The sequence below is a fragment of the Halegenticoccus soli genome, assembly GCF_002844195.1.
GTDB lineage: Archaea > Halobacteriota > Halobacteria > Halobacteriales > Haloferacaceae > Halegenticoccus > Halegenticoccus soli.
Genome location: NZ_PEND01000004.1, coordinates 105,440 through 127,890, shown reverse-complemented (window position 1 = coordinate 127,890; position 22,451 = coordinate 105,440). Strand labels below are relative to the sequence as shown.

The following is a 22,451-nucleotide window of genomic DNA, read 5'->3' as shown; positions in this document are numbered from 1 at the left end:
GCGAGCGGACCAACTATTTTTCGGAATCCGCGGAGCGAGACGGACCGCCGTCGGCGAGCGCGCCGTCCGCCGAGTCGTCGAAGCGTCGGACGTCGCGCGCGAGCCGCGAGAGGTCGTACTCCTCGTCGTTCGCCCGCGCGGCCGCGAGGGAGACGAGCGCCGAGACGCCCGCGGCCGCCAGGAAGGACGCGAGGAACGACGGGTCGGGGAGCGCCGGGATCGAGAGCACGCCGCGGGCGGGCGGGAAGAACGCGAGCCCCGCCGCCAGGCCGAGCGCGCTCCCGCCGAGCGCGCCCGCGGACGACGCTTTCGGCGCGTAGAGTCCGAGGAGCAGGGGGACGAACGTCGCCGACGCGAGGAGGTCGGCAAGCAGGAACAGCGTGAGGACGCTGTACCCCTGCGCGCCGACGATCGTCGCGGCCAGCGCCACGACGGCGGTGAAGAGGCGGGCGACGGCCGTCAGTCGGCGTTCGTCCACGTCGAGGAGGCGCGGCACGTCGGCCGTGATCACGCTGGCGATGGCGTTGAACAGCGTGTCGGCGCTGCTCGCGACGAGGAGCACCGCGAGCAGGACGAACGCGAGGACGGCCCACGACGGGAGCGCCTCCTCTGCGACGAGAAAGAGCGCGACGCTCGCGTCCGCCGGGGCGGAGACGAGACCGAGTCCCGCCGCGAGGGGACCGAACAGCCCGACGAGGACGATCACCGGGAGCACGGCGAGCGCGGAGAGGCCGAACGATCGCCGCAGCGTCCGCTCGTCCCGCGCGGCGTAGACGCGCTGCCACCACGCCTGGTTGAGCATCTCCGCGCCCACGATGGCCACGACGACGTACACGCCGAACCGCAGCCCGGAGAGCGATCCGAGCGCGAGCAGATCGGGTCGGGACGCCGCCACGGCGGCGTGCGCCTCGACCGGACCGCCGACGGCGACGAACGTCGCGACGACGGCGACGACGAAGAGCGGGAGGATGAAAAGCGCCTGGAGCACGTCGGTCGTCACGCTCGCCCGGAGGCCGCCGTAGGCGGTGTAGGCGAACACGGTCCCGCCGACGAGCGCCGCCGTCTGCCACGGCGGCACGCCGGCCAGAAGCGACAGCGCGAGCGCGACGCCGGTGAACTCCGCCGCGAGGAAGACGAACATGTACGAGACGGTGACGACGAGCACGTAGGCGTACATCGCGCCGCCGTACCGGGCGTGCGCGTACTCGGTGAGCGAGTGACCCTCGGGGAGGAGGCGTCGGATCCGCGGGCCCACGAGAGCGTACGCGGCAAGCGCGAGCGCGGATCCGGCGGCGTAACCGAACACGGCGGTGATCCCGCCGAAGGCCGCACCGGCCTCGGCGGGGCTGAACAGGATCCACGCGCCCATGCTGGAGGCGACGATCGTCGCGGTCAGCGCCCCGCCGCCGACGGAGTTCCGGGCGGTGATGAAGTCCTCGACGGAGCCGAGTCGGCCGCGGGCGTACCACGCGCCGACGGCCCCGAAGCCGACGAGGAGAACCGCACTCAGCCCCAGCGCGACGGCCGCGCTCACCATCCGCGCCCACCTCTCGCTCTCGAATCCATGTGACCGACTCGCCGACGACGGCGTTAATACCTTGTGGTATTCTCCGGTTTTCGCCCTCGTCTCATCCGGGCTCCGATTCGCCGAGCCACTCGCGGAGACACCGCTCGTCGCAGAGGTGGTGCCGATCTCCGGGGTCGGTCTCGCCCGACGCGCCGGTCACGAGCGTGACGAGGAGGTGCCGCTCGTGCAGGCGAAGCTCCGTCCCGCAGTTGACGCAGTCGCCGCGCGTCTCGCCACCGATGCCCCACCTGTGGTGTCGGGCGACCCGCCCGATGGTCGTGTCCCCGTCGTAGCCCCGCGGCGTCCGACCGGCGTAATCCGAGAGCGCCATGCGGGACCGTACGGGTCGGGAAAATATGATATTTCTGTTGGTAGTTGTACGTAGCAATATAGTGTCAATCCCTCCAAGAGACCGGTACTGAGCCCTCCGGAGGGATATCGTTCCCACACCGGCCGGGCGGCCGGACGACGCCGTTCCCCCGCAACGTATATCACGAACGTTCCTGAACGTGAAAGCGCATGAAGAAACCGCTCCTCGCGACGGAGTTTCTGGACAGGGCGCGGCGCCACTACGGCGACAAGGAGGCCGTGCTGGCGACGACGGGCGAACGGTACACGTACGACGAACTCGGCGAGCGGGCCGACGGCTTCTCGGCGGCGCTGCGGGCGCGGGGCGTGGAGAAGGGCGACCGCGTCGCGGTGCTGGACCCGAACACGCACTACCACCTCGAAGCGGCGTACGGCGCGATGCAGATCGGCGCGATCCACACGCCGCTGAACTACCGGCTGGTGCCGTCGGACTTCGAGTACATCCTCGACGACGCGGGCGTGAAGGCGATCTACGCCGACTACGAGTACGCGGAGAAGATCGACGCGATCAGGGACGACGTGCCGACGGAGACGTTCGTCACGAACGATCCGGACGCCGTCGAGAGCGACGGCGAGTGGGAGTCCTTCGACGAGGTGATCGCCGAGTCGACCGAGTACGACCGACCCGAGATGGACGAGGACGAGATAATCACCATCAACTACACCTCCGGGACGACGGGCGACCCGAAGGGCGTCTGCCGGACCCACCGGACGGAGACGCTCCACGCGTACCTCGTCACGGCGCACCAGGAGATCCGCGACGACGACGTGTACCTCTGGACGCTGCCGATGTTCCACGTCAACGGCTGGGGGCACGTCTTCGCGGTCACGGGCGCCGGAGCGCGCCACGTCTGTACCCGCGGCGTCGACGCCGCGTCGATCTTCGAGGCGATCCGCGAGGAGGGCGTCTCCTACCTCTGCGCCGCGCCGACGGTGCTGAACATGCTGCTCGACTACCACCGCGAGCACGACCCGGAGACGGTCGGCGACAACCCGGTTCGCGTGGCGACCGCCGGGGCCGCCCCGCCGGAGGCGACGATCCGGACCGTCGAAGACGAGTTCGGGTGGTACCTGAAGCACGTCTACGGCGCGACGGAGACGGGGCCGCTCATCACGACATCCGACGCCCGGCGCTTCTTCGACCAGGACGACCCCGCGCGCTTCGCCGTCAAGAAGCGCCAGGGCATCGGCTACATCGGCACCGAGGTCCGGGTCGTCGACGAGGACGGCGAGGACGTGCCGCACGACGGCGAGACGATCGGCGAGATCGTCGTCCGCGGCAACCAGGTGATGGACGGCTACTGGGAGAAGCCCGAGGAGACGGACGAGGCGTTCAACGACCGCGTCGAGGGGTACTACCACACGGGCGATCTCGCCACCGTCGACGAGAACGGGATGATCAACATCCAGGACAGGAAGAAGGACATCATCATCTCCGGCGGCGAGAACATCTCCAGCATCGAGCTGGAGGACACGCTGTTCGACCACGAGACCGTCGCCGACGTCGCCGTGATCCCCGCGCCGAGCGAGAAGTGGGGCGAGACGCCGAAGGCGTTCGTCGTGCCGACGAGCGGCGACCCGGAGAGCCCGGGCGTGACGAGCGACGACCTCGTCCAGTTCTGCCGCGAGCGCATCGCCACGTACAAGGTGCCCGGCGAGATCGAGTTCGTGGCCGAGCTGCCGAAGACGGCGACCGGGAAGATCCAGAAGTACGAGCTGAGAGAGCGAGAGTGGGAGGAAGAGGGGCGGATGGTCGGCGAGGGGTAGTCGGCGGCGACTGGCTCTATCGTTTTACTATCGTTGTACGAAAAAAATCGCCCGACGAAAGCCGGTTTCGGCAGTACTTTACGCCGTCCCTCATCTACGTTCGTGTATGAACGGCGTACGAGTGGCCGGGGTCGGACTGACCCGCTTCGGCAGCTATCCCGGGCGCACCGGGCGGGATCTCTTCGCCGAGGCCGCCCTGGCTGCCCGCGAGGACGCGGGCGTCCCGCGCGAGGAGATAGAGCACCTCAACTACGGGAACTTCATGGGCGCGTTCGCCGAGCGACAGGGGCACCAGGGGCCGCTGATGGCCGAGGCGGCGGGGCTGTCCTGCCCCGCGACGCGCTACGAGGAGGCCTGCGCGTCGTCGGGCGTCGCCGCCCGCGAGGCGGTGAAGTCCATCCGGTCGGGCGAGCGCGACGTGATGCTCGTCGGCGGGATGGAGCGGATGACGAACCTCGACACCGCGGGCGCGACCGAGGCGCTCGCCGTCGCCGCCGACGAACTGTACGAGGTGCGCGCCGGGATCACCTTCCCCGGGGCGTACGCACTCATGGCCCGGGCGTACTTCGAGCGGTACGGCGGCTCCCGCGAGGACCTCGCGCACGTCGCCGCCAAGAACCACCGGCACGCGGTGGACAACGAGTACGCCCAGTACCAGCGGGAGATCGACGTCGAGGAGGCGCTCGACAGCCCGCCCGTCGCCGACCCGCTGCACCTGTTCGACGCCTGCCCCATCACCGACGGCGCGAGCGCGCTGGTCCTCGTGAGCGACGAGTACGCCGAGGAGCGAGACCTCGACGCGCCGGTCGCGATCACCGGAACGGGGCAGGGCGGGGACAAGATGGCGCTGCAGGACCGCGAGTACCTCGCGCGGACCCCGGCGGCGACGAAGGCGGCCGAGGAGGCGTACGCGGACGCGGGCCGCGGGCCGGACGAGATCGAGGTCGCCGAGGTGCACGACTGCTTCACCGTCGCGGAGGTGATGGCGATCGAGTCGCTCGGGTTCTACGAACCGGGCGAGGGGATCGGCGCGGCTCGGCGGGGGGAGACGACCGTCGGCGGCGACCTCCCGATCAACCTCTCCGGCGGGCTGAAGGCGAAGGGTCACCCCGTCGGCGCGACCGGCGGCAGCCAGCTCGTCGAGATGACGCGGCTGCTCCGGGGCGACCATCCCAACAGCGACGTCGTCTCCGACGCTCGGGTGGGGCTCACCCACAACGCGGGCGGGACGGTGGCGAGCGCCGTCGTCCACGTGCTGGAGGTGGCGGCGTGACGGACACCGGCTACGACGAGTGGCTCGACGGCCTGGCCGACGGCCGCGGCTACTACCTCGAATGCGACCGGGGTCACGGATCGCTCCCGCCGCGGCGGACGTGCCCGCACTGCGGCTCCGCGGAACTCCGAGAGGCGAATCTGCCCGAGTCCGGAACGGTCGAGACGTTCACGGTGATCCGCGTCGCCGCCCCCAACTTCGCCGACGACGTGCCGTACGTGTCCGCCGTGTGCGCGTTCGGGACGGTTCGCCTGACCGGGGTCCTCCGCGGCGTCGACCCGGACGCGGTCCAGGCGGGGATGCCGGTCGAGGCGAGCGTCGAAAAGAGCGAAACGGCCGGCGAGCGGCTGCTCGCGTTCCGGCCCCGCTGACCGATCGAGGGGCGCTCCCCTACCCCTGCTGTTCCTGCGCCGGCGGCAGTTCCTCGCGGATGGCGTCGAGGAACCGATCGGGGTGTTCGACGTGTGGGAGCAACATCGCGTCGTCGAAGACGACGAGCCGCGCGTCCGCCTCCTCGGCGAGGTCGCGGCCGTCCGAAAGCGGCGTGATGTCGGCTTCCCGCCCCCAGACCAGCGTGATCGGAACGTCGGCCTCGCGGAGCGCCTCCCCGAGATCGACGTCGGAGTTCAGGTAGCCGCTGACGAACGACGCGGGGGCGAACCGGGCGTTCGGCTGGTGGCTCGTCCGCCACTCGTAGACCGTCCACTCCTCCGAGACGTTGTCGGTGTCGTAGTAGCCGTGGTCGGCGTTGAAGTACCGGATGGCCGGCTTCGAGGTGAGGGCGTTGAAGACCGCGGGGCCGACAAGCGGCGCGCGGAGCAGCTCGCGGAGCCACCGCTTCGGCTGCGGGCCCGCCTTCGTCGTCGGGCAGACGAGCACGAGCCCCGACACGTCGACGCCGCCGCCCCGGACGGCCGCGGCGACGTAGGCGCCCGTCAGCGACGACGCGACGACCGCGGGCGAATCGAACTCCCCGAGGAAGTCCGCGACGAAGTCCTCGTACAGCGCGGCGGAGTAGCGGAGCGGCGGACGATCCGAGCGGCCGAAGCCGGGGAGGTCGGGCGCGACGACGTGGCACTCCGCGGCGAGCCCGTCGAACACCTCGCGGAACTCGCCGCTCGAACCGGCGGCGTTGATGCCGTGGAGCAGCACCAGGGTCGGGTTCTCCGGGTCGCCCGCTTCGGTGTAGGCGACGTCCATGCCGCGCCACCGGAACGTCTTCTGCTCGCCGACGAGGGCCGGTTCGAGCGCGCCCGCCCGCTGTCGGAGCGTACGGTTCGCCAGCGCGGTCAGCCCGATTCCGGCCACGGCGGCGCCGAGGGCTCGTCGAACTCTCATGGCGAATAGCACGTCTGCCACGGACTTATAAGATTTGCAGCCGGCGATCGGTCGCCGGCCGATACCCGGGGGTTCCCGGCCCTACCGATCCCCTTCGACGCACGCTTCGAGCGGGCCGACGATCTCCGCGGCGACCGCGTAGGGGTCCGTCTCGCGCTCGCGCACGGCCTCCGCGAGCGCTTCGACGCCGCCCCGGCGGTCGAGTTCGCGCTCCAACAGCGCCGCCGCGTCGCTCCGCACGAGCTGGCGGATCTCCTCCGCGTACCGGGTCCGCGCCTTCGCTTCGAGCCGCCCCGAGCGCTCCAGGTACGCCCGGTGTTCCGCGAGAACGCCGACGAGGTCGTCGATCCCCTCGCCCGACGTCGCGACCGTCTCGACGACCTTCGGGGTCCAGCCGCCGTCGCCGCGTTCCTCGTCGTCCGCGTCGGAACCGCCGATCGAATCCGAATCGCCGACCGACCCGTGCGGTTCGCCCCCGCGGTCGTCCCCGGAGAACGCGTCGGCGCCGTGGTGTCCGACGTTCAGGTTCGCCCTCGGGTCCTCGCGCATGTGGATCATCTCCTCCAGCTCGCTCACGGTTCGCGCGGCGCCGTCCATGTCGGCCTTGTTGACGACGAACACGTCGCCGATCTCCAGGATGCCGGCCTTGAGCATCTGGACGTCGTCGCCGCTCCCCGGCTGGACGAGCACCGTCACGGTGTCCGCCGTGCGCACGATGTCCACCTCGTTCTGGCCGGCCCCGACCGTCTCGATGATGATCTTGTCCTTGCCGAACGCGTCGAGCGCCTTCACCGCGTCGGCGGTCGCGGTCGAGAGCCCGCCGAGGGTGCCCCGGGCGCTCATCGACCGGAAGAACACGTCCATGTCGCCGATGTTCGAGGCCATCCGGATGCGGTCGCCCAGGACCGCCCCGCCGGTGAACGGTGAGGAGGGATCGACCGCGATGACGCCCACGGTGTGTCCGGCGTCCCGGTACGCCCTCGCCAGCTTGTCGACGAGCGTCGACTTCCCCGCGCCGGGGCTGCCCGTGATCCCGATCACCTCCGCGTTTCCGGTGTGGCGGTGGAGCGCGGAGACGATCTCGCGGTAGCCCGGCGACCGGTTCTCGATCTTCGTGATGGCGCGGGCGAGCGCGCGGTGCTTCCCGCCGAGGAGTTCCTCGACGAGCTCCGGGTCGGTCTCTTCCGCCCGGCTCATCGTCGCGCGGGGGCGTTGTCGCGGACGAACTCGATGGTCTCCTTCATCGGCGTCCCGGGGCCGAACACCTCGGCGACGCCCATCTCCTTCAGCTTCTCCCGGTCGTCGTCCGGGATGATCCCGCCGACGATGATGAGCGTGTCGTCGAAGGCGTCGTACTCCTTCAGTCCGTCCACGATCTTCGGAACCAGCGTGTTGTGCGCCCCCGAGAGGATGGAGATGCCGAGCACGTCGGCGTCCTCCTGCACCGTCGCCTGGACGATCTCGTCGGGCGAGCGGTGCAACCCCGAGTAGATGACCTCGAACCCCGCGTCGCGAAAAGCGCGGGCGATGACGTGCGCCCCCCGGTCGTGTCCGTCCAGCCCGACCTTCGCGACGAGGCACCGGATCGCTCTCTGCTCCTGGTCTGCACTCATACGCCATTGGTTCGCCGTCCGCCGGTTTGACTCTAACGGATGTTCCTGAGGGATCGGCGGTCGTCGGGCGGCCCACCTACTTGTGTCCGGACCCCGAACGGAGTGACCAGCCGTGAGATCGGAGAAAGAGAAGATGCTGAGCGGGGACCTGTACGACGCGAGCGACCCGACGCTCGTGAGAGAGCGCGAGGCGGCGAGGGAGCTCACCCGGCGGCTCAACCGGACGACTGAGACGGAGCACGAGGCCCGCCGATCGCTGGTGAGCGAGCTGTTCGGGTCGGCGGGGGAGGACGCCTACGTCGACCCGCCGTTCCGCTGCGACTACGGGTACAACGTCCACGTCGGCGACGGCTTCTACGCGAACTTCGACTGCGTGATCCTCGACGTGCGCCGGGTGGAGATCGGCGACAACTGCCTCCTCGGACCGGGCGTGCACATCTACGCGGCCACCCACCCCGTCGACGCCGCACGGCGTATCGAGGGGCCGGAGTACGGCGAACCCGTCACGGTCGGCGACGACGTGTGGCTCGGCGGGAGGGCCGTGATCAACCCCGGCGTCTCGATCGGCGACGGCTCGGTCGTCGCCTCGGGGGCGGTTGTGACCCGAGACGTTCCCGACGGGGTCGTCGTCGGCGGAAACCCCGCGAGGGTCATCCGGGAGGTCGAGGGGGAAGCGAAGCCGAGAGAGCGCTGAGCGGGTTCGGTGCGGGCGATCGCCGGTCACACGTGCTCGTCGAGGAAGTCGACGATCGCCGAGTACGCCTCGATCCTGTTTTCGAGCTTCGTGAAGCCGTGGCCCTCGTCCTCGAAGATCAGCTTCCTGACCGGGACGCCCCGCTCGCGCGCCTTCTCGACGATCTGCTCGGCCTCGCCGACGGGGACGCGCGGGTCGTTCGCGCCGTGGAGGACGAAAAGCGGCGCGCGTATCTTCTCGATGTTGTTGATCGGGCTGATCGATTCGAGGAACTCCCGATCCTCCGAGAGCGAGCCGTACTCGGCCTCCCGGAGCTCGCGCCGCCAGTCGCCGGTGTTCTCCAGGAACGTGACGAAGTTGGCGATGCCGACGATGTCGATCCCGGCGGCCCAGAGATCCGGGTACTCCGTCAGCGACGCGAGCACCATGAAGCCGCCGTAGGAGCCGCCCATGGCGACGATTCGGTCAGGGTCGACGACGGGGTGGTCGTGGAGCCACTCGACGCCGGCCTCGACGTCGGCGACCGAGTCCATCCGGTTTTCCACGTCGTCGAGGTGGCCGTACGCCTTGCCGTAGCCCGCCGACCCGCGGACGTTTGGCTCGAACACCGCGTAACCGTGCCGGAGGAGGTACTGCTTGACGGGGCTGAAGGAGGGCCGGCGCTGGGACTCGGGACCGCCGTGGATGTCGACGATGACCGGCACCCCGTCGGCGCTTCCGGCCGCCCCGGCGTCCGTTTCCTCCGGGAGCGTGAAGAACGCGGGGATCTCCCGGCCGTCGAACGTCGGATAGTGCACGAGCTCCGGCTCGACGAACGTCTCGCGGGGGATGCCCGCGGTGGCCGCGCGCGTCCAGCGCTCGGCCTCGCCGGTCCGCGCGTCGACGACGTAGACGTTCGTGTTGTCGGCGCTCCCGGTGACGGTGATCGCAAAGCGGTTCCCGTCCGGGCCGAAGCTCACCCCGCCCGCGACGCCATCGGGGAGTTCGGGGTCCGGGAGCGGGTCGATGCGGTCCGGTTCGACGAGTTCACCGGCCGAGAGCTCCGTGTACCCCTCGACGTTCCGCGAGTAGACGATCCGCCGGCTCTCCTGGTCGATCGCGACGCCGTCGAGCTCCCAGTCGCCCCCCTCTTCGACCGTCGTGAACTCGCCGGTGTCGAGGTCGACCCTGACCAGCCGGAGGGTGTCGCCGTCGCGGTCGGTAGCGAGGTAGAGGCTCTCGCCGTCGGGCCCCCACTCGGCGCTCAGGTGGCGGACGGTCCCCTCGTGTGGCGTGACGTGGTCGAGCTCCCCCGACTCGACGTCGAGGACGTACACGTCCTGATCGAAGTTGGAGTACGCCTCGTTGACGACGAGCCGCGAGTCGTCGGGGCTCCAGCCCCCGAGCGTGAGCCAGCCGTCGCCCTCGTGGACGAGTCGGGCGTCGTCGCCGACTTCGTCCCGGCCCTGGACGTACACGTCGAACACGGCGTTGTCCCGGCGGTTCGACGTGAACGCGAAGCGCTCGCCGTCGTGGCTCCACCCGCCCCAGCGGTGCTTCGCCTCGGGCGCCCGCGTCAGGTTCGTGATCCCGCCCGAGACTGCGTCGAGGCGGAACAGCTGCGCCCGCTCGTTGCCGCCCTCGTCCATGCCGAAGACGAGTTCCGGCCGCTCCGGGGACCACGAGGCGAAAGTGACCCGCTCGTCGTAGAAGGTGCGCTGTTCGGGCCAGCGCCCCGGCCCGTCGACGGTCCACACCTGCGGCGTGCCGGTCGTGTCCATGAGGAACGACAGCCGCTCGCCGCCGGGGGCGAACGAGGCCCCGTAGGCGCTGCGGATGTTGAGGTAGCGCTCGATGTCGTAGGTCGCCATGCTTCGGACTCCGGCGCCCGCGACAAAACGTTTCGCGTCGGGGCGGTCGTCTCCGGCGGTCTCGACCCGCACCGACTACGGCGAGCAGCACGTCCGGTCGTCCCCGGCAGTCTCGACGGGCCGCGTTCGGCGTTCATGTCCGAAAGACGAGGGTTTTTTATCGGACGACTCCGACCCGAACCGCATGCACGTCGCGTTCGTCACGATGGTCACGGCGAGCTCGCGGGAGACGCCGGCGACTCGGCGGACGGGACGCGTCGCCGCTGGTCTGGCGGCGCGGGGTCACGAGGTCACGGTGCTGTGCTCGCGGTGGTGGGACGGCGAGCCCCGGCGCTTCAAGCGGGACGGGGTCGTCTACCGCGCGGTGACGGACGCCCCCGCGGAGCGGTCGTTCGCCTCGAAGCTCCCGTTCGCGCTCCGTAAGGTCCGTCCGGACGTGATTCAGGCGGTCAACAGCCCGCCGTCGCACGTCGCAGCGGCGAAAACGGCGGGGCGGCTCCTCAGGACCCCCGTCGTCGTCGACTGGTGGGACGACGTCTCGGGCGACTCCCGCCGCGGCTACCGGCGGGTCGCGCGCCGGGCGGACGCGGTCGTCGTCCCCTCCGAGACCGTCAGAACGCGGGTCAGAGAGTACGGCGCGCGCGAGGGGGACGTGCGCGTCGTCCCCGAGAGCGTCGACCTGTCGCTCGTCCGCGAGAGCGCGGTCGACGACCGCGCCGACGTGGTGTACGCCCGCCGCCTCGACGGGGACGCCAACGTCGAGAGCTTCCTCCTCGCGTTGGCCGAACTCCGTGACAGCGCGTGGCGCGCGACGGTCATCGGCGACGGCCCCGAGCGCGGACGGGCCGAGCGGACCGCCCGCGACCTGCCGATCGACGACCGCCTGGAGTTCCTCGGCGACCTCCCCCTCGAAGAGCGCGTGCCGATCCTGAAGGGCGCCCACGTGTTCGCACAGACCGCGACCCGTGAGCCGTTCGCGACGAACCTCCTCTGGGCGCTCGCATGCGGCTGCGTCGGGATCGTCGAGTACCAGGCGGGGTCGAGCGCGCACGAACTCGTCGAGGGGCGAGACCGCGGACGGCTCGTGACGAACCCGCAGGAACTCGCCGACGAACTCGTCGCCGCGGCCGACGTCGAGCGCGCGACGGAGAACGAGGCGTTCGCGGCGTTCGACCGACGACCCGTGCTGGAGCGGTATCTCGACTGCTACCGGGACGTGATCGATGGATACGGCGTCTTCTGAACCGCCGAAGGCTATCGGGGCCGCTCGGGGTCGTTCACTCGCGGCGCAGCGAGACGAGCTGGAGGAGCGCGAGGGTCCCGAACGCGAGGGTCGCCCAGCTCAGGACCGACAGCAGGGAGAAAAAGAGCACGCCGAAGTACGACCCGACGACGCTGACGAGGCCGCCGAGGCTCACGAGGCAGAACACCCAGTCCGGGACGGCGGCGCGCGCTTTCTCGACCGTTCGCGGAGTCGGTCGCGCGTCCCGCTCCCGTCGCACGACCTCGTCTACGAGCTCCGACACCTCCAGCTCGCCGCCGCTCTCCCGGAGCGCCTCGACGATCGCTCGCTGGGGATCGAACTCCGACAGGACGTCGTCCGCATCGTCGGCCAGTTCGTGCGCGGCTCGCCGCCCTCCCGCCGACGCTTTGCTCACGCCGATCGCCTCCTCTCGGAGTCGAATCCCGTCGGAGCGGACGGGAGATGAGCCGTTCGATGCGCGCGGTGCCCGGAATCGTATCGGAGGGATGCCTCTCTGTGAATCATGGTAATGCTGATCGTCCGTCGTGCCGAGTGCGGCTTCCGGCGCGACGCGCCGAACGCGTCGACACCTGTCCGCCACGTGTCGTACGCTACAATCCTCGATCAGCACGGTTTTTGTTAAATCTGTTGTTACACTCTGAACACAGTAATACGATATACATGTATAAAGGCCAGAAGTGCGCGTGATTATCTCTTCCGAGTTCGTTCGCGTAGCCAAGAACGAGCGATCTTTCAATGAGGTATCGTTCGTTCAGGACGCAGAGAGTGATACGGCGGGGAAAAGCTACGGAGAAAAAGAAGGAAGGAAGCGCGGCTACGGCCTACTCGACCTCGTAGTCGTAATCGCCGCCGTACTTGATGAAGAAGTACGCCAGGCCGAGCGTCGTGATCATGGCGAACGTCGTCGCCACGCCGAGCGACTTCGCGCTGTCCGGGACGGTCGGGACGGACGAGCCGCCGCCTCCACCGCCGCCACCGCCGCCGGCGTCCTGGGTGACCTCGATGTTGCCCTCCATGCCGGCGCTCGCGTGCGGTTCGCACACGTAGTGGTAGGAGGCCTCCTCCTCGAACGTGTGCGAGAACTCGAACCCCGTGTCCTCGATGGGCTCGTGACCCCAGTCGCCCTCGTCCGGGACGACGTTGTGCCCGTCCGACTCCCAGACGAACTTCACCGTCGTCCCCGGGGTGATCTGGAGATCGACCGGTTCGAAGACGAGTTCGCCGCCGGGACCGACGATGACCTCCTCGGTGCCGCCGCCACCGCCGCCCCCCGACTGGTTGCCGCCGGATTCGTTGCCGCCCGACTCGTTGCCACCAGCGGACTGGTTGCCGCCGGCCGATTCGTTCCCGCCGCCCGACTCGTTGCCGGACGATTCGTTGCCCTCCTGTGCGGCCGCGTTCGTCGTCGCCCCCGCCGCGACGGTACCCGCCGTCGCAGACCGGAGGAACGCCCGCCGGGAGAGACCCTCGTTGCCGTCGGTCATGAACGGCGCTTGGAGACGCGCCGTAGTGAATACTTTGGTTTCCGCCTTCCGCGATCCGCGAGGCGGCGGGCCGGTGCGCGCGCCGGATGACGCGATTTCTCGGAGACGGCGGCGCGGCGGGACTCGGAGGGCGGCGCGGCGGAGGTCGAAGGACGGCGCGACGGGAGTTACAGCGTGTAGTCGTGGTGGCCGGTTTCGCTGGCGAGGAGCGCCGTCAGGAGGTCGATCGCGGCCGCGACGTCGTCCCGGTGGGCGCTTTCGACCGGCGTGTGGAGGTACCGCGTCGGGATCGAGATCGCGCCGACCGGCTTCGCGCCGTGCGCCTTCTGGAACCCCGCGGTGTCGGTGCCGCCCCGTGGCAGCACTTCGAGTTGGTAGGGGACGCCTTCGTCCGCCGCGACCGCCCGGAGGCGGCGATTGACCTTCGGGTTCGTGATGACGCTCGAATCCTTGAGCTTGATCGCCGCGCCGTCGCCGAGCCGCGTGACGCGCTCGTCGTCCTCGAAGTGCGGAACGTCGTTGGCGACGGTCACGTCGAGCGCGACGGCGAGGTCGGGGTCGAGATCCGCGCCGAGGGCGCTCGCGCCGCGCAGGCCGACCTCCTCTTGGACGGTCGCGGCGAAGTGGATCGTCGCCTCGGGGTCCTCGACGCGTCGGGCGGCTTCGAGCATCGCCAGGAGGCAGACCCGGTCGTCGAGCGCCTTCCCCGTGACGAGATCGCCCATCTCGACGGTCGTCTGGTCCAGCGTGATCAGATCGCCGACCGACACCCGGGCCTCGACCTCGTCGGCGGGCAGCCCGACGTCGACGTACAGCTTCTCGACCGTCGGTTTCTCCCCCTCGTCCCCCTCGTCGAGCGCGTGCGGCGGCGCTGCGCCGACGACGCCGGTGAGGTCGCCGTCGGCCGCGTGGACGCGGACGCGCTGGGCCTTCGGGACTGCCGGGTCCCAGCCGCCGAGGGCGTCGACCCGGAGGAAGCCGTCGTCGTCGACGTGTCTGATCATAAAGCCGACCTCGTCCATGTGCGCGGCGACGACGACCTCGTAGTCGCGCTCGCCGCGCAGCGTCCCGACGACGTTCCCCATCGCGTCCGAGCGAACGTCGTCGACGGCGGCGGTCAGCTCGCGGCGGACGACGTCCCGGACCCGGTCCTCGTACCCCGGAACGCCGCTCGCCTCCGTCAGCTCCCGCAGGAGGTCGAAGTCGAAATCCATGCGGAGCGCTAGCCGCCGCCCGCGAAAATTCCACCGGTCAGCGGCGCGTAAACGTCAAACCGGTTTTGCGTGGTTCCGGAACGCTTTTGCGCCCGTTGTGAGCACTGGTAGCCATGGCTGACGAAGCGGTCGAAGCGGAACTGCGCGAGCAGCTCCTCGCGGCGTTCGAAGGTGCCGACTACCCCGTGCAAAACCAGATGGACCTCGTCCCCGCCCTGCCGAACGGACCGGGTACCCGGTTCAAGGCCGGCGACGGCGAGGTGAGCTTCACGGCGATGGAGATGGCCGCCAAACTCGGCAGCCACCAGGAGTTCCCCTACGACTCCGCGGAGGAGCTCGTCGACGACGTGATGGACGGCCTCCGCGAAGAAGGGATGATCTGAGCGCGGCGGCTCGAAACCCCTACTCGCGGTCACTCCGTCGGGCTTCGCTTCGAACGCTCCCGCGGCGAGCGGCGCGGTCGATTCCGGTCGCGGAGATCGCCGGTTCCCTCGCGGTCACCCGCGTTCGGACCCGTTCGGCTCCTCGTCGGATCCGTCCGTCCCCTCCGCGACGCCGGAGTCGGGCCCGCCCTCCGCGTTCTCCCCGACCTCCGCGTTCTCCCCGCTCTCGCTCTCGCCGCGGCGTTCGCGCCCGTGTTCCTCGCAAAGGATCTCGCCCGTTTCGGGGTCGAGGTAGAACGGCTCGCCCGGTTCGACCGGCGCGCCGCAGGCGGCGCAGCCGTCGTCGTGCCTGAGGAAGTATTTGCCCTCCTTTCGGCCGGTCTCCAGCCGGCCGGCCTTCACCGCCGGTCGGGTCAGCCCCTCGCCGATCTGGGTTCGCTCGCGGGAGTCCGCCGCCTCGAATCGGATCGGCCGCATACCGGTTCTCGGGTCGCCGCGGGCATAAACGCTGGCGAGCCATTCTTTAGCTCTCGCCCCCAATTCGGAGTGTGCTGCCGGAGTGGCTCTCTCTCATCCCGACGTGGCTCCTCGCCGGCCTCGGCCTCGGCGCGGTCGCCACCCTCCTGTTCGCCGGCATTTTCGTCGTCGGGGATCGCCTCTACCCCACCGCGCCGATCCGCGAGTCCGAGCGGATCGACGGGACGGCCCGTCGACGCGCGGAGATTCGGGACTACCTCTCGGCGATCGACGAGCGCTTCGTCGAGGACTACCAGATCCACGGCCGGACGGTCGCCTTCTACCTGCCGCTCCGGGACGTGGCAATCACCTTCGACGCGATGGCGTACTTCCACATCGAGCGCCACGGCACGTACGCCGTCCTCTGCGAACACGAGCTGCCGGGCGCGGCGATCGGGCGGCGGCTCCCCTTCGACGTGCCCGAGGTCGAATCCCGGATCGAGAACCTCCCCGATCCGGTCCGGGCGGCGTTCGAACGGCTCGGACTCCCGTCGAGCGCGAGCGCCGACGAGGTCAAGGCCGCCTACCGGTCGCGGGTGAAGGACGCGCACCCCGACCACGGGGGCGACAGGGAGGAGTTCCGGCGGCTCCGCGAGGCGTACGCGACCGCGAGGAACCACGCCGACTGATCGGCCCGGGCGGTCGGCGCTCGCCCGCGCTACGCCTCGACGACCTCGTACGTGACCTCCCCGTCGCGGAGGGCGTCCGTCACCCGCCCGACGACGTCCGTCGTCGCGACCACGGCGACGGACTGGCCGCGGGCGGCCGCCTCCGCCGCGACCGATCCCGCGGCGACCGTCACCGCCGGCTCGATCCCGGTCGACCGGAGCGCGACGATGGCCTCGACGCCGGCGGCGACGACCACGTCGGCGCCCTCGCAGGCCGCCCGGAGGACGTCCGGGTCGACCGCTCGGCTGCCGCCCGCTCGGATCGACGGCACCTGCACGACGGCCACGTTGCCCGGTTCCATCTCGATGACGCCCTCGAAGCCGGTGACGCTCACGTCGGTCCCCGCCTCGGCGTCGGTCGTCGCGACCCCCGTCGCCGGGCCGTCAGCCCCCGGAGTCGCGTGGAGCAGCCCCTCCCGCAGCGTCAGCGTGACGGTTTCGCCCGCCGAGACGTCCTCGGTCGCGACGGCGGCGTCCTCCTGGACGCTGCCGAGCACGTCCTCGGTGACGTGGTCGGCGTACCGCCTGATGGACTTCGCCTCCTGAAACAGCCAGTCCACGCCCTCCTTCGTCACGCGGTACCGCGATCGACCCTCCTTGTCGACGAGCCCGTCCTCGACGAGTGCGCGGATGTACTCGCTGACCGCCTGACTGGTGATGCCGACGGCGTCCGCGATCTCGCCCTGACTCACCGCGGGTTGGCGGTCCGCGATCTGGACGAGAATGCGGAACCGGGTGGCGGTGCGCTTGTCCTCCAGGGCCCCGTTCATACTCCGAGGTAGCGCGGGTCCGTTAAAAGCGATGTGGACGGCCGAGGCGGTCGGACGCGCGGCCGAGGCCGGAGGATCGACCGCTCGGAGGGAGCGTCCCGCTGACGCGAACCTCCGCCGAACCGGTCAGTCCGGACGGCGCGACCGTAGACGGCAGCGATTTATGGGTCTGCACCCATCTTCGGAACGTGAGCGACCTCGCGTTCCGCGACCGCGCGGTGTTCGTCCCCGACGCGGCGGCGCTGGTGCTCGCCGATCTCCACGTCGGCCGCGACGAGGCGTCGAGCGTCGAGTTCCCGCTCGGCGAGCGGTCGGACCTCGAAGACCGCCTGACGGCGCTTCTCGCGCACTTCGACCCCGCGGAGGTCGTGGTCGCGGGCGACGTCCTCCACAGCTTTTCGGGTCCGTCCGCCGACGCGAGGGAGGGCCTGCGCGCCGTCGCGGACGCGTGTCGCGCCGCGGGGGCGCGGCCGGTGCTCGTCGCCGGCAACCACGACGCCGCGCTCGAACGCGTCTGGGACGGGACCGTCCACGACGAGTACCCCCTGGACGGCGGGACCGTCGTCTGCCACGGCCACGAGGCGCCGGACCGGGAGGCCGACCTGTACGTCGTCGGCCACGACCACCCCGCGATCGCCATCGAGGGGCGAAAGCGCCCCTGCTACCTCTACGGCGAGGGGACGTACCGCGGCGCGGACGTGCTGATGCTCCCCGCGTTCAACCGGCTGGCGGCGGGCGCGACGGTAAACGGCATGCGAACCGCGGACTTCCAGTGCCCGCTCGTGACCGACGCGGACGCGCTGCGCCCGATCGTCTACGACCGGGAGAGCCACGAAACGCTCTGGTTCCCGCCCCTGGGAGCGTTCCGGCGGATGCTCTGACGCGCCGGTCAGGCGGACTCCGGCGCGTTCGAGGCGTCGACTCCCCGGTCGCCGTACCGGGCCTCGTGCAGGTACGCGCAGACGCCGCCCTGGCCGTCCATGTTCACGTGCGCCAGCCGCGCCCGCCGACGGACCATGTCGAACTCGTCCGCGGGGATCGGATTCCCGTCCGGCGTCCTGAACAGCGGGCGGTCGTCGTCCGCCCCCGAGACGAGCCCGAGCGCCTCGGCCTTCTCCAGGTACTCGCGGATCGACGACGCCGAGAACGCGACGCCGACGGTCCCGCCGCGGACGTACACCGTCGCCGTCCCGCCGTCGCGGTCGTCCGTCGTTCCGTCGTCGCGTCCGGCCTCCGTCTCGCCGTCGCGTTCGGTGCTCGCTCCGTCGTCGCGTCCGACTCCCGCCTCGTCGCCCGTGATCGGCGGCGGGGAGTCGGGAGCGCCGTCGAACTCGACGTCCGCGGGCGCGAGCCGGACGATCTGCTCGGGGGAGAGCCCCGCCTCCAGGAGCGTCGACACCGCGCGGTACTGCCGGGCGAGGCGGGCCTTCTCGTCGAGTTCGCGGCGGACCGCCTCGACCCCGCCGTCGGCGTCCGGAAAGACCTCCTCGAACGGCAGTCCCCGGTTCACGCCGTCGTTGATCTCCGTCTCGTGCACGTGATCGCGGAGTTCGACGGTCGCGGACGCGACGCCGTCGAGCGCCTCGATCTCCTCGCGGGCGTCCGTCGCCATCATCCAGGCGAACGCGGGCGAACACCAGGCCGTCGGAAGTCTGAACGCGACCGACACGCGCGGCGGATCGATCTCGATCTCGTCGACGTACCCGAGTTCGACCAGCGACCGATCGAGTTCGGGGTCGGTCACGCGATCGAGCCGTCCCAGGACCGCCTCGCGGGTGGGTGGCGCGGCGTCCGCCGGCGTCGCAGTCTCGTCCGCGTCCGCCGGCGTCGCGTCCCCGCCGGCGTCCGCGGGATTGGATCCGGCCATGGTTCAGTCGGCCGCGGCCTCCCCGTCGCCGAGCCCGAACTCGGCGCTGACCGAGTCGTCGCGCAGCTCCTGCTTCTTCTCGTCGAGGTCGATGTCGTAGAGGTCGGCGGCGTTCTCCCCCATGATCTTCCGCTTCGCGTCGAGGTCGAACTCGACGCCGTACTCGTCGCGCTGATCGGGCGCGAGCTCGAACTCCATCACGGCCTCGATCAGCCACTCCGGCTCCCAGATGGCGTAGTCGCTGCCGAAGAGGATCCGGTCCTCGCCCAGCCAGAAGAGGAGTTCGCCAAGTATCTCGCCGAACTTCCTCGGCCGCACCGCCGCAAAGGGCGCGGCGACCGCGAGGCCGCCGTAGACGTTCGGCTCCTGCGCGGCGATCCAGCAGAAGTCGTCCAGCCGCGGGAGGCCGACGTGCTCGACGACGAAGTTCAGCTCGGGGAACGACGTGGCCGCGTCGTCGACATCGCTCACGTCGAACGCGTCGCGGTTCAGCGGGCGGATCGTCGGCCCCTTGTGCGGGTGGATGTTCGTGATGCCGAGCTCCCGGCACTTCTCCAGGTACTCGAAGCACTCCTCGGAGTCGAGCCGCCACCCCTTCGAATCGCCGTTCCACTCGGCGGTGTAGAGCTTCACCCCGTCGATGTCGTACTCCTCCTTCTGCCGTTCGAGCTCGCGCAGGCCCGCCTCGCCGTCGCGGGGGTCGAACCGGCCGTTCAGGACGAACCGTTCGGGGTACTCCTCGGCGAGCTCGGCGTTCCGCTCGACGGTGTTGAACCCGTCGGCGTAGAAGTCCGAGAGGTACGTCGGCTGGAAGATCGCCATGTCGACGTACCCCTTCCCGAACACGTCGCGCACCATCCGCTCCGGCGAGTACTTGCGGTACTCCTCCAGCGTCCACTGCCTGTCCTCCGGGGTGAACCCGGTGTGGTAGTCGTAGAAGCACTGGATGAACTGCTCTCCGCCGTCGTGCGTGATGTTCTCCTCGCTCGCGTCCCAGAAGTGGACGTGCGAGTCGATGACGAACACGTCCTCCCCTTCGTGTCGGTACATAGCGTGGCACGGTTGAACATCAAAGAACATTATAGTTTGTTCTCGTCGCGCGACAGGAGAATCGGGCGGCGAGTACCCCCTCGTCGGGGAGAGCGCGCGCAAGACCTTTGCCCCTCAGCGTGGCATAGGATACCGTCATGCAAGCAGCGAGACTGCACGAGTACACGGAGGACATGAGCCAGGCGCTCACCGTCGAGGAGATCGACCGCCCGGAGATCACGCGCTCCGACGGCGTCGTCATCGAGGTGGAGGGGGCGGGGTGGTGCCAGACGGACAACCACATCATCGAGGGGATGTGGACCGACTACGTCGAGCAGGACCTGCCGATGACGCTCGGCCACGAGAACGCGGGCGAGGTCGTCGAGGTGGGCGAGGAGGTCGACCTCGTCGGGGAGGGCGACAAGGTGATCTGCCACCCGGTGATGACCTGCGGGAAGTGCCGCCCCTGCCGGCTCGGCCAGGACATGTACTGCGAGAACCTCGAATTCCCCGGGCTGACGACCGACGGCGGGTTCGCGGAGTACCTGTTCACCTCGGAGCGGTCGGTCATCCCGCTCCCCGAGGGAGTCGACACAACGGACATCGCGCCCCACGCCGACGCCGGGATCACGGCGTACCACGCGGTCAAGAAGGCCGACCGGGAGCTCAACCCGGGCGACCACGCGGTCGTCATCGGCGTCGGCGGCCTCGGCCACATCGGCCTGCAGTGCCTGGAGGCGATGAGCCCCGTGACGATCACCGCGATCGACCTCAAGGAGGAGGCCCGCGAGCTCGCCGAGGAACTCGGCGCGCACCACACGGTCGATCCGACGTCGGAGAGCGTGGCGGACGCGATCGACGAGATCACGGACGGCGTCGGCGCCCAGCAGGTGATCGACTTCGTCGGCCGGGACGAGACGACCGCGTACGGGCCGGACATCACCGCCGCCGGGGGAGACCACCACATCGTCGGTTACGGCGGCCACGTCCACCAGCCGTCGCAGACGCTCGTCAACGGCGAGTTCGCCTACCGGGGGACGCTCGTCGGCGAGTACACCGAACTTCAGGAGCTCGTCGCGCTTGTCGAGCGCGGCGACGTGGAGCTTCGGACCTCGCGGTACGACCTCGACGACGTGAACACCGTCGCCGAGCGGCTCGAACACGGCGAGATCGAGGGGCGGGCGGTCATCACCCCGTAATCGATCACCACCCCGTAATCGGTCACCACCCCGTAGCCGGTCGCTCGGTCGGCCGCGCCGGGGTCGGAGCGCCGCCGCGTCGGTCTCGATCCCGCCCGGCCCGAGCGCCGGCGGCGCTCCGGGTCGTCCGACGGACCGCGCTCAGAGGTCGGAGACGATCGCGTCGACGGCCTCGTGGGCGCTCTGCATCGCACCCTGGATCGAGGACCACTTGGTGTACTCGCCGGCGAGGTACGTCCGGCCGCCGGCCGCGCGGGCGTCGGGCAGCCGGTCGTACACGCCGGGCGGCTGGGCGAACTGCGCGAACGGAACGCGCTCCGTGTGGACGGGTTCGAGCAACTCGAAGCTCCGCTCGGGGAACCAGGACGCGAGCGCCGCCTTCGTCTCGGTCGCGAGTTCCCCCTCGGTCGCGTCCTGCGCGTCGGACCCCAGGAAGGTCGCGTTGAGGAGCTCGTAGTCCGGCGGGGCGTACTCCGGGGCGACCGCCGAGAGCGGGACGACGGTGTTGGGGGAGGCGTCCGTCGCGTTGAGGATGAGCCGCTTGCCGGCGCCGAGCTGCGTCCCCCGCGGGAGGCGGTAGTACTGCGTGACGCAGCCCCGCGCGTCGGTCGGAATCGCGTCGACGCCCGTCAGCTCTCGCGCGCTGGACGGGTCGGCGGCGACGACCGCCGCGTCGGCCCGGACGGTCCCCCCGGCGGTCTCCACCTCGACCGCCGAGCCGTCGTCGTCGATCGCCGTCACTTCCTCGCCCAGCCGGATCTCGGCGCCCGCGTCCCGGGCGTTCTCGGCGAGCTGTCCGGGGATCGCGCCCATCCCGTCCGCCGGGAGGGCCGTCGCGCCCTCGCTGAGCGCGCGGAACGTGTACTCGAAGACGTGCTTCGAGGTCGAAAGCGAGCGGTCGAGCGTGATCCCGCCGTAGAAGGGGGCGACGAAGTTCCTGAGGTACTTCTCAGAGAACCCCCAGTCGCGGAGGTACTCGCGGATCGAGGCGTCCCGGCCGCGGAAGAACTCGCGCTCCTCCCGGCTCCGCACGTGCTGGCGGAGCGCGAGCGTCCGGAGCTTGTCGGTCGTCGTCACTTCGCCGCAGGCGAGCGTCTCGAAGAGCGCGGCGGGGTCCCGGAGCGGGTCCGCGACGATCGACCGCCCGCCGGGTCGGGCGATGCACGCCCCCGGCGCGAAGTGCCGGAGGTCGAGCGCGTCGAGGTCCAGCTCGCGGCGGACCATCGGGTAGGCGGTGAAGAGCACCTGAAACCCCCGATCGAGCGTGAATCCGTCCTTCCGGCGGGTCCGGACCCGCCCGCCCACTTCCTCGCGGCGCTCGTACACCGTCACGTCCGCGCCGGCGGCGGCGAGCCGGCGGGCCGCGACGAGGCCGGCCAGACCCGCGCCGACGACGGCGACGGAAGCGTCCTCGTCCATGTTGCACACTTCTTCCGGGGGCTATTAAGTCCCACCGCGAGGGCACGCACCGGTCACCGCGGGGGTGCGGTCCGAGCCGGGTAGCCGATCCGCCGGCCCGCGCTCCCGACCCGCGTTCCCCCGACGGCGGACGGGAAGGCCTTAGTCGGTCGCGCCGAACCTCGCCG

Annotated in this window: 22 protein-coding genes and 1 pseudogene; 9 read left to right on the top strand and 14 right to left on the bottom strand. The window is 70.4% G+C overall.

Annotated features, from left to right (window positions below):
• Positions 1-13: 13 nt before the first annotated feature.
• On the bottom strand, positions 14-1,537 hold the full coding sequence (locus tag CNO20_RS11815; protein ID WP_101296336.1) for a sodium:solute symporter family transporter: 1,524 nt from the start codon (positions 1,535-1,537) through the stop codon (positions 14-16).
• A 91-nt stretch (positions 1,538-1,628) separates the two neighbouring features.
• Positions 1,629-1,898, bottom strand: coding sequence for a DUF7576 family protein (locus CNO20_RS11810; RefSeq protein WP_101296335.1), 270 nt, complete (start codon positions 1,896-1,898; stop codon positions 1,629-1,631).
• A gap of 188 nt (positions 1,899-2,086) precedes the next feature.
• Here CNO20_RS11810 and CNO20_RS11805 point away from each other — a divergent pair, with 188 nt between their 5' ends.
• The 3 genes from CNO20_RS11805 (at position 2,087) to CNO20_RS11795 (ending at position 5,347) form a co-directional block, all read left to right on the top strand.
• Positions 2,087-3,703, top strand: coding sequence for a long-chain-fatty-acid--CoA ligase (locus CNO20_RS11805; RefSeq protein ID WP_101296334.1), 1,617 nt, complete (start codon positions 2,087-2,089; stop codon positions 3,701-3,703).
• Positions 3,704-3,809: 106 nt separating this feature from the next.
• Positions 3,810-4,976: a thiolase domain-containing protein gene (locus CNO20_RS11800; RefSeq protein ID WP_101296333.1), complete on the top strand. Its 1,167-nt coding sequence runs from the start codon at positions 3,810-3,812 to the stop codon at positions 4,974-4,976.
• Entirely contained in the window at positions 4,973-5,347 is a 375-nt protein-coding gene (locus CNO20_RS11795; protein ID WP_101296332.1) for a Zn-ribbon domain-containing OB-fold protein, read from the top strand. The genes CNO20_RS11800 and CNO20_RS11795 overlap by 4 nt, the downstream gene beginning before the upstream one ends.
• 19 nt (positions 5,348-5,366) lie before the next feature.
• On the opposite strand, the gene CNO20_RS11790 is transcribed toward CNO20_RS11795, so the two are convergent.
• The 3 genes from CNO20_RS11790 to CNO20_RS11780 form a co-directional block, all read right to left on the bottom strand.
• On the bottom strand, positions 5,367-6,314 hold the full coding sequence (locus CNO20_RS11790; protein WP_101296331.1) for an alpha/beta fold hydrolase: 948 nt from the start codon (positions 6,312-6,314) through the stop codon (positions 5,367-5,369).
• 81 nt (positions 6,315-6,395) lie between these two features.
• Positions 6,396-7,511 carry a methylmalonyl Co-A mutase-associated GTPase MeaB gene (gene meaB / locus CNO20_RS11785; protein ID WP_101296330.1) on the bottom strand — a complete coding sequence of 372 codons (1,116 nt, stop codon included), beginning with the start codon at positions 7,509-7,511 and terminating at the stop codon, positions 6,396-6,398.
• Complete coding sequence (locus tag CNO20_RS11780; RefSeq protein WP_101296329.1) at positions 7,508-7,927, bottom strand: cobalamin B12-binding domain-containing protein; 420 nt, start codon at positions 7,925-7,927, stop codon at positions 7,508-7,510. Before CNO20_RS11780 ends, meaB begins: the two co-directional genes overlap by 4 nt.
• A 112-nt stretch (positions 7,928-8,039) precedes the next feature.
• On the opposite strand from CNO20_RS11780, the gene CNO20_RS11775 reads away from it, so the two are divergent.
• Positions 8,040-8,621 carry a sugar O-acetyltransferase gene (locus CNO20_RS11775; protein WP_101296328.1) on the top strand — a complete coding sequence of 194 codons (582 nt, stop codon included), beginning with the start codon at positions 8,040-8,042 and terminating at the stop codon, positions 8,619-8,621.
• 26 nt (positions 8,622-8,647) lie between these two features.
• Here CNO20_RS11775 and CNO20_RS11770 read toward each other — a convergent pair whose 3' ends face one another.
• Entirely contained in the window at positions 8,648-10,471 is a 1,824-nt protein-coding gene (locus CNO20_RS11770) for a S9 family peptidase (RefSeq protein WP_101296327.1), read from the bottom strand.
• A 184-nt stretch (positions 10,472-10,655) separates the two neighbouring features.
• On the opposite strand from CNO20_RS11770, the gene CNO20_RS11765 reads away from it, so the two are divergent.
• Positions 10,656-11,714, top strand: coding sequence for a glycosyltransferase family 4 protein (locus CNO20_RS11765; RefSeq protein WP_101296326.1), 1,059 nt, complete (start codon positions 10,656-10,658; stop codon positions 11,712-11,714).
• Positions 11,715-11,748: 34 nt separating this feature from the next.
• Here the strand turns inward: CNO20_RS11765 and CNO20_RS11760 are convergent, their stop codons facing one another.
• The 3 genes from CNO20_RS11760 to CNO20_RS11750 form a co-directional block, all read right to left on the bottom strand.
• Entirely contained in the window at positions 11,749-12,129 is a 381-nt protein-coding gene (locus CNO20_RS11760) for a hypothetical protein (protein WP_101296325.1), read from the bottom strand.
• Between the two features lie 427 nt (positions 12,130-12,556).
• On the bottom strand, positions 12,557-13,219 hold the full coding sequence (locus CNO20_RS11755) for a plastocyanin/azurin family copper-binding protein (RefSeq protein ID WP_101296324.1): 663 nt from the start codon (positions 13,217-13,219) through the stop codon (positions 12,557-12,559).
• A 167-nt stretch (positions 13,220-13,386) separates the two neighbouring features.
• A complete protein-coding gene (locus tag CNO20_RS11750) occupies positions 13,387-14,433 on the bottom strand; it encodes a M42 family metallopeptidase (protein WP_101296323.1) in 1,047 nt (348 codons plus the stop codon).
• Positions 14,434-14,546: 113 nt separating this feature from the next.
• Between CNO20_RS11750 and CNO20_RS11745 the strand changes: the two genes are divergently transcribed.
• Positions 14,547-14,816, top strand: a complete 270-nt coding sequence (locus CNO20_RS11745) for an MTH865 family protein (protein WP_101296322.1) — start codon at positions 14,547-14,549, stop codon at positions 14,814-14,816.
• A 237-nt stretch (positions 14,817-15,053) separates the two neighbouring features.
• Here CNO20_RS11745 and CNO20_RS11740 read toward each other — a convergent pair.
• Positions 15,054-15,293 (bottom strand): annotated as a pseudogene (locus CNO20_RS11740) (hypothetical protein); the annotation flags it as partial.
• A gap of 71 nt (positions 15,294-15,364) precedes the next feature.
• On the opposite strand from CNO20_RS11740, the gene CNO20_RS11735 reads away from it, so the two are divergent.
• Positions 15,365-15,961, top strand: a complete 597-nt coding sequence (locus CNO20_RS11735; protein ID WP_101296321.1) for a J domain-containing protein — start codon at positions 15,365-15,367, stop codon at positions 15,959-15,961.
• A 29-nt stretch (positions 15,962-15,990) separates the two neighbouring features.
• Here CNO20_RS11735 and CNO20_RS11730 read toward each other — a convergent pair whose 3' ends face one another.
• A complete protein-coding gene (locus CNO20_RS11730; protein WP_101296320.1) occupies positions 15,991-16,770 on the bottom strand; it encodes a DUF7839 domain-containing protein in 780 nt (259 codons plus the stop codon).
• A 188-nt stretch (positions 16,771-16,958) separates the two neighbouring features.
• Here CNO20_RS11730 and CNO20_RS11725 point away from each other — a divergent pair, with 188 nt between their 5' ends.
• Positions 16,959-17,651: a metallophosphoesterase gene (locus tag CNO20_RS11725; RefSeq protein ID WP_101296319.1), complete on the top strand. Its 693-nt coding sequence runs from the start codon at positions 16,959-16,961 to the stop codon at positions 17,649-17,651.
• Positions 17,652-17,659: 8 nt separating this feature from the next.
• Here the strand turns inward: CNO20_RS11725 and CNO20_RS11720 are convergent, their stop codons facing one another.
• Both CNO20_RS11720 and CNO20_RS11715 read right to left on the bottom strand, forming a co-directional pair.
• Positions 17,660-18,637, bottom strand: a complete 978-nt coding sequence (locus CNO20_RS11720; protein WP_101296318.1) for an iron-sulfur cluster assembly protein — start codon at positions 18,635-18,637, stop codon at positions 17,660-17,662.
• 3 nt (positions 18,638-18,640) lie between these two features.
• On the bottom strand, positions 18,641-19,687 hold the full coding sequence (locus tag CNO20_RS11715) for an amidohydrolase family protein (protein WP_101296317.1): 1,047 nt from the start codon (positions 19,685-19,687) through the stop codon (positions 18,641-18,643).
• Positions 19,688-19,824: 137 nt separating this feature from the next.
• On the opposite strand from CNO20_RS11715, the gene CNO20_RS11710 reads away from it, so the two are divergent.
• Entirely contained in the window at positions 19,825-20,865 is a 1,041-nt protein-coding gene (locus tag CNO20_RS11710) for an NAD(P)-dependent alcohol dehydrogenase (RefSeq protein WP_101296316.1), read from the top strand.
• A 141-nt stretch (positions 20,866-21,006) separates the two neighbouring features.
• On the opposite strand, the gene CNO20_RS11705 is transcribed toward CNO20_RS11710, so the two are convergent.
• Entirely contained in the window at positions 21,007-22,284 is a 1,278-nt protein-coding gene (locus CNO20_RS11705) for an NAD(P)/FAD-dependent oxidoreductase (RefSeq protein ID WP_101296315.1), read from the bottom strand.
• Positions 22,285-22,451 lie beyond the last annotated feature (167 nt).

Excerpts from the sequence above, each read along its gene's own strand:
- CNO20_RS11815 (WP_101296336.1), bottom strand. The coding sequence starts at position 1,537 with ATGGTGAGCGCGGCCGTCGCGCTGGGGCTGAGTGCGGTTCTCCTCGTC.
- CNO20_RS11810 (WP_101296335.1), bottom strand. The coding sequence starts at position 1,898 with ATGGCGCTCTCGGATTACGCCGGTCGGACGCCGCGGGGCTACGACGGG.
- CNO20_RS11805 (WP_101296334.1), top strand. The coding sequence starts at position 2,087 with ATGAAGAAACCGCTCCTCGCGACGGAGTTTCTGGACAGGGCGCGGCGC.
- CNO20_RS11800 (WP_101296333.1), top strand. The coding sequence starts at position 3,810 with ATGAACGGCGTACGAGTGGCCGGGGTCGGACTGACCCGCTTCGGCAGC.
- CNO20_RS11790 (WP_101296331.1), bottom strand. The coding sequence starts at position 6,314 with ATGAGAGTTCGACGAGCCCTCGGCGCCGCCGTGGCCGGAATCGGGCTG.
- meaB (WP_101296330.1), bottom strand. The coding sequence starts at position 7,511 with ATGAGCCGGGCGGAAGAGACCGACCCGGAGCTCGTCGAGGAACTCCTC.
- CNO20_RS11780 (WP_101296329.1), bottom strand. The coding sequence starts at position 7,927 with ATGAGTGCAGACCAGGAGCAGAGAGCGATCCGGTGCCTCGTCGCGAAG.
- CNO20_RS11770 (WP_101296327.1), bottom strand. The coding sequence starts at position 10,471 with ATGGCGACCTACGACATCGAGCGCTACCTCAACATCCGCAGCGCCTAC.
- CNO20_RS11765 (WP_101296326.1), top strand. The coding sequence starts at position 10,656 with ATGCACGTCGCGTTCGTCACGATGGTCACGGCGAGCTCGCGGGAGACG.
- CNO20_RS11755 (WP_101296324.1), bottom strand. The coding sequence starts at position 13,219 with ATGACCGACGGCAACGAGGGTCTCTCCCGGCGGGCGTTCCTCCGGTCT.
- CNO20_RS11750 (WP_101296323.1), bottom strand. The coding sequence starts at position 14,433 with ATGGATTTCGACTTCGACCTCCTGCGGGAGCTGACGGAGGCGAGCGGC.
- CNO20_RS11745 (WP_101296322.1), top strand. The coding sequence starts at position 14,547 with ATGGCTGACGAAGCGGTCGAAGCGGAACTGCGCGAGCAGCTCCTCGCG.
- CNO20_RS11730 (WP_101296320.1), bottom strand. The coding sequence starts at position 16,770 with ATGAACGGGGCCCTGGAGGACAAGCGCACCGCCACCCGGTTCCGCATT.
- CNO20_RS11720 (WP_101296318.1), bottom strand. The coding sequence starts at position 18,637 with ATGGCCGGATCCAATCCCGCGGACGCCGGCGGGGACGCGACGCCGGCG.
- CNO20_RS11715 (WP_101296317.1), bottom strand. The coding sequence starts at position 19,687 with ATGTACCGACACGAAGGGGAGGACGTGTTCGTCATCGACTCGCACGTC.
- CNO20_RS11710 (WP_101296316.1), top strand. The coding sequence starts at position 19,825 with ATGCAAGCAGCGAGACTGCACGAGTACACGGAGGACATGAGCCAGGCG.
- CNO20_RS11705 (WP_101296315.1), bottom strand. The coding sequence starts at position 22,284 with ATGGACGAGGACGCTTCCGTCGCCGTCGTCGGCGCGGGTCTGGCCGGC.